The organism is Salinibacterium sp. (assembly GCF_031364185.1).
Taxonomy (GTDB): domain Bacteria; phylum Actinomycetota; class Actinomycetes; order Actinomycetales; family Microbacteriaceae; genus Rhodoglobus.
The window spans coordinates 1-2,693 of sequence record NZ_JANLVV010000213.1 but is presented as its reverse complement, the minus strand read 5'-3'; the positions used below and the strand labels follow the sequence as shown (position 1 = coordinate 2,693).

3 protein-coding genes are annotated in these 2,693 nt (G+C 62.5%); 2 read left to right on the top strand and 1 reads right to left on the bottom strand.

Annotation, left to right across the window (positions count from 1 at the left end; genetic code table 11):
- The first annotated feature begins 145 nt into the window (after positions 1–145).
- Entirely contained in the window at positions 146–1,387 is a 1,242-nt protein-coding gene (locus RMN95_RS09395; protein ID WP_309616659.1) for a Mu transposase domain-containing protein, read from the top strand.
- Positions 1,384–2,148 carry an IS21-like element helper ATPase IstB gene (gene istB, locus RMN95_RS09390; protein ID WP_309616658.1) on the top strand — a complete coding sequence of 255 codons (765 nt, stop codon included), beginning with the start codon at positions 1,384–1,386 and terminating at the stop codon, positions 2,146–2,148. The genes RMN95_RS09395 and istB overlap by 4 nt, the downstream gene beginning before the upstream one ends.
- 24 nt (positions 2,149–2,172) lie before the next feature.
- Here istB and RMN95_RS09385 read toward each other — a convergent pair whose 3' ends face one another.
- Complete coding sequence (locus tag RMN95_RS09385) at positions 2,173–2,448, bottom strand: hypothetical protein (protein ID WP_309616657.1); 276 nt, start codon at positions 2,446–2,448, stop codon at positions 2,173–2,175.
- Between the last annotated feature and the right edge of the window lie 245 nt (positions 2,449–2,693).

Genomic DNA, 2,693 nt, shown 5'->3' with positions numbered 1-2,693 from the left:
CAACGACCGGCCACGGAAACGCCTCAACTGGAACACACCCACACTGGTCATCACTACCGAGCTAGGATCGCGGCAAGAAACAAGTGTTGCGACGACCGCTTGAATTCACCCCAACTGAAAATAGGGCCACCGACCACTATGGAAGGTGATCAAATTGGATGATTGGGCAGAGATTCGCCACCTGCATTCGACGGGGAAGCATTCGAAGCGGGAGATAGCGAGGCTGGCCGGGGTGTCCCGGGGAACGGTCGATCGCGCGTTGGCCGTGGACCGGATGCCGACGTATCGGCGCGAGCCGGCAGGGTCGAGCTTTGATGCGTTCACGGCGCAGGTGCGGGTGCTGCTCGCGGCGACGCCGAGGATGCCGGCAGCGACCGTGGCGGAGAGGGTGGGGTGGTCGGGGTCGCCGTCGCTGTTCCGCGCGAAGGTGGCAGAGTTGCGGCTGGAGTATGTGGTGCCGGATCCTGCGGATCGTCTGGTGCACCCGCCTGGGTTCCAGGTTCAGTGCGATCTTTGGTTCCCTCACGAGGACCTGCCGTTGGGCCATGATCAGGCTGCGGCGCCGCCGGTGTTGGTGATGACCTCGACGTTCTCCGGTTTCATTCAGGCGCGCATGTTGCCGTCCAAAACGACGCCGGATCTGCTCGGTGGGATGTGGTCGCTGTTGCAGGAAGCGGAGGCGGTTCCGACCCGGTTGACGTGGGACAACGAGGCCGGAATCGGCCGGGGGAAACTCACCGAGCCTGCTGCCGCGTTCGCCGGCACCCTCGGCACTCAGATCAAGCTTCTGAAGGCCTGCGACCCTGAGTCCAAGGGGATGGTCGAGCGGATGAATCGCTTCTTCCGCGGCCGGTTCATGTCCGGCCGGTCGTTCGCCTCTCCGGACGATTTCAACCAGCAGCTGAGTGCGTGGCTGCCGATCGCGAACGCCCGAATGTCCAGGTCGCGGCGCGGCCGGCCCGGTGATCTGGTCAGCATCGACCGCGCGGCGATGCGGGCCCTGCCGCCGATGGAACCGGAGGTGATGTTTCGCAACAGTGTTCGCCTGCCCCGGGACTACTACGTTCGCGCTTTCAGCAACGACTACTCCGTCGACCCAGCCATGATCGGTCGAGTCGTGGACGTGACAGCGAGTTTGGAGGCCGTCACCGTCCACCACGACGGGGTGCTTGTTGCCGAGCACCGACGGAAATGGGCGAGGCAACTGACCGTCACCGACCCGGCGCATGTCCTCCGGGCGGCGGAGTTGCGCGCCCAGTTCCAGGCCCAGCGGGCGCGTCGACCCGCGGTCACGACCGTCGTTGAGGTCGCGTCCCTGGCCCGCTATGACGAGCTCTTCAGCGTTGACCTCGACACAGCCCAGTCCCCGTTGGCGGTCGCGTCATGATCGGCCCGGAAGCGGCATCGCAGATCGAGTACTACGCCCGTGCGCTGCGGGCACCGCGCATCGGTGAAGCGTTCCGACGCCTGGGCGACCAGGCCCGCGACGCGGGCTGGTCCCACGAGGAATACCTCGCCGCGGTGCTCTCCAAAGAGGTCTCCGAGCGGGAAGCTTCAGGGGCAGGGCTGCGAATCAAGGCCGCCCGATTCCCTGGCCACAAAGCGCTTGAGGACTTCAACTTCGACCACCAGCCCTCCGCCGACAGGAACCTGATCGCCCACCTTGGCACCAGCGTGTTCCTGACCGAGGGCAAGAACATTGTCCTGCTCGGCCCGCCCGGAACGGGGAAAACGCACCTCGCCGTTGGCATCGGCATCAAAGCCGCCAAAGCCGGTCACCGGGTCCTGTTCGACACCGCGACCGGCTGGGTGACCCGCCTCCAGGAGGCCCACTCCCGCGGCAAACTCCCCGCCGAACTTGCCCGATTACGGCGTTACAGCCTGCTGATCGTCGACGAGGTCGGCTACATCCCCTTCGATCAGGACGCCGCAAACCTGTTCTTCCAACTCGTCTCATCCCGCTACGAACACGCATCGCTGATCATGACCAGCAACTTGCCCTTCGCCCGCTGGGGCGACGTCTTCGGAGACCTCACCATCGCCTCGGCGATGATCGACCGCATCGTCCACCACGCCGACGTCATCAACCTCAAAGGCACCAGCTACCGACTCAAGCACCACCAACCCGCCGTGACTACGGCACACTAGAACAACACAACAGTGGCCCTGTTTTCAGTTGGCAGAAGTGGCCCCATTTTCGGTTGGCGTTAACAATCCCTCACATGCCACAGAGAAAGTGTTGGTCAGCGAACTGTTTTTCGTTTTCTGATCCCACAAAACCCCACGAACACCGCAGATCGCCCACAAAATGTTGGGTTTATCCGTCTTGAGGTCGTTAGTTTTCCCAGGAGAAAACATAGAAACGAGACCTAGGGCAATTCCGGTAATCCCGGCGCCTGAGGTTTTCAACGCTCTGACCCGGTCCTTGTGATCGGCAGCGATTGTCATTCGCCCACCATTTAATGACAGTCACCCGTGTCTCGCTTCCGGGCGATGAAAACGCCCCAACACAAGCTATCCGACACCCCTATAGGAGGGTCCGACAGGTTTTCTCGTCATAGTTTGGCTCCGAGTAGGGACTGTGCATTAAAAGGTGTTTCCGGCTTGACGCGCCGCGCGTGAGCGTGGCGGGAAGGGTGCCGTGATGACTACGACACTGGATGCTGTGAGTTCGAAGAAACATGATGGTGATG